This is a genomic window from Pseudonocardia sp. SID8383, assembly GCF_009864975.1.
Lineage (GTDB): Bacteria > Actinomycetota > Actinomycetes > Mycobacteriales > Pseudonocardiaceae > Pseudonocardia > Pseudonocardia alni.
Genome location: NZ_WWFY01001003.1, coordinates 1 through 2,483 on the forward strand (window position 1 = coordinate 1; position 2,483 = coordinate 2,483).

Sequence of the window (2,483 nt, forward strand, 5' to 3'; positions counted from 1 at the left end):
TGCTCGCCGCCGACCGCGACGCCCTCGCCGGTGGTCTCGACGCGCTGGCCGCGGGCGATCCCGCCGCGGCCGGTGACACGGTGACCGCCGAGGCCCGGCCGGACAGCCGGCTCGCCGTGCTGTTCACCGGGCAGGGCTCGCAGCGGATCGGCGCCGGGCGCGAGCTCGCCGCCCGCTTCCCGGTGTTCGCCGAGGCCCTGGACACGGTGCTGTCCGCGTTCGACCCGGAGCTGCAGCGCCCGCTGCGCGAGATCCTCCGGCGCACTACCGACGGCACCACCCCCGACGAGACCGCCGCCGCGCTGCTCGACGACACCGCGTACGCCCAGCCCGCGATCTTCGCCGTCGAGGTGGCGCTGTACCGGCTCGTCACCTCCCTCGGCGTCACCCCGGGCCACCTGCTCGGACACTCGGTCGGCGAGATCGCCGCCGCACACGTCGCCGGGGTGCTCGCGCTCGACGACGCCGCCACCCTGGTCGCCGCCCGCGGCCGCCTGATGGCGGCGCTGCCCACCGGTGGCGCCATGGTCGCGGTGCAGGCCACCGAGGCCGAGGTCGAGGCCCTGCTCGACGGGTACCGCGACCGGGTCTCGGTCGCCGCGGTCAACGGCCCGTCGGCGGTCGTGCTGTCCGGCGCCGACGAGGCGGTCACCGCCGTCGCCGGCCTGCTCGCCGACCAGGGACGCCGGACCCGGCGGCTGCGGGTGAGCCACGCGTTCCACTCGCCGCTGATGGAACCGATGCTCGACGAGTTCCGCGCCGTCGTCGAGGGCCTCGACCTGCAGGCACCGCTGATCCCGATCGTCTCCGACGTGACCGGCGAGCTCGCGACCGTCGCCCAACTCACCTCGGCCGACTACTGGGTCGAGCACGTCCGCAGCGCCGTCCGGTTCGCCGACGGCGTCGACTGGCTCGCCCGCCACGACGTCACCGCGTTCCTCGAGCTCGGCCCGGACGGCCCCCTGTCCGCCATGACGCGCGACTGCCTCGACGCCGCGGACCCCGGCGCCCCCGCCTCGGTCGCCGTGCCCGCGCTGCGCGCCGGGCGCCCCGAGGAGCACACCCTCACCGCCGCACTGGCCGCGCTGCACACCCACGGCACCGCCGTCGACTGGGCACCCTGGTTCGCCGGCACCGGCGCCCGCCGCACCGACCTGCCCACCTACGCCTTCCGGCGCCGCCGGTTCTGGCCCAAGGCCCTCCAGACCGGTGCCGCCGACCTGCGCTCGGCCGGGCTCGGCGCCGCCCGGCATCCGCTGCTGTCGGCCACGGTGTCGCTCGCCGACTCCGAGGGCGCGCTGCTCACCGGACGGCTGTCCCTGCAGACCCACCCCTGGCTCGCCGACCACACCGTGCGCGGCACCACCCTGCTGCCCGGCACCGCCTTCCTGGAGCTGGCCGTGCGGGCCGGCGACGAGGTCGGCTGCGACCGGGTGGAGGAGCTGACCCTCGCCGCCCCGCTGGCCCTGCCCGACGAGGGCGGGGTCGCGGTCCAGCTGTGGGTCGGGGCCCCGGACGCCGGTGGCCGCCGCACCCTGACCGTCTACGCCCGGCCGGACACCGACGCCGACGCCGAGCACGACGTTCCCTGGACCCCGCACGCCACCGGCGTCCTCGCCGCGGGCGGCGCCGTCCCGGCGACCCCGGACGCGACCGAGTGGCCGCCCGCCGGGGCCGAGCCGCTCGGGGTCGAGGACCTCTACGACCGCCTGGCGCAGGCCGGCTTCGGCTACGGCCCCGCCTTCCGCGGCCTCACCGCGGCCTGGCGCCACGACCACGCCGTGCTCGCCGAGATCGTGCTGCCCGAGGCAGGCCGTACCGACGTCGACGCCTTCGGCCTGCACCCCGCCGCGCTCGACGCCGCACTGCACGCCGCAGGGTTCGTCGAGCTGGGCGAGCGCAGCCGCGGGGGTATGCCCTTCTCCTGGGAGGGCGTGACGCTGCACGCGAGCGGCGCGGGGACCCTGCGGGTGCGCCTGACCCCGGTCGCCGACGACGCGATCGCCGTCGCCGTCGCCGACGGGACCGGTGCACCGGTCGTCACCGTCGACTCGCTGGTGCTGCGCGGAGTCGGCGAGCTCGACCTCGACTCCGCCGGTGCCGTCGCCCGGGACGCGCTGTTCCGGCTCGACTGGACGCCCGTCACCCCCGCGGGTGAGGTCCCCGGCAGCGTCGTGATCGCCGGCGACGACGTGCTCGGGCTCGCCACGCACCCCGGCCTCGGCGCCGCGCACGGCGGCGTCGCCGGACCGACGGACCTGGCGACGCTCGTGACCGCAGACGGTCCCGCCCCCGACGTCGTGCTGCTCGGCCTGGCCGGGGGAGCGGAGGCCGCGCAGGCGCACCGCTGTGCCGCCGACGCGCTCGCCGCCGTCCGCACCTGGCTCGACCACGCCGACCGCCTGGACGGCTCCCGCCTGGTCGTGGTGACCCGGGGCGCCACCACCGGTGACGACGTGGCCGCCGCGGCCGCGTGGGGCCTG

1 protein-coding gene is annotated in these 2,483 nt (G+C 77.8%); it reads left to right on the forward strand.

Annotated features, from left to right (window positions below; translation table 11 throughout):
• Positions 1–2,483, forward strand: a 2,483-nt coding sequence (locus GTW08_RS24205) for an acyltransferase domain-containing protein (RefSeq protein ID WP_161152579.1), incomplete at both ends; no start/stop codon positions are given.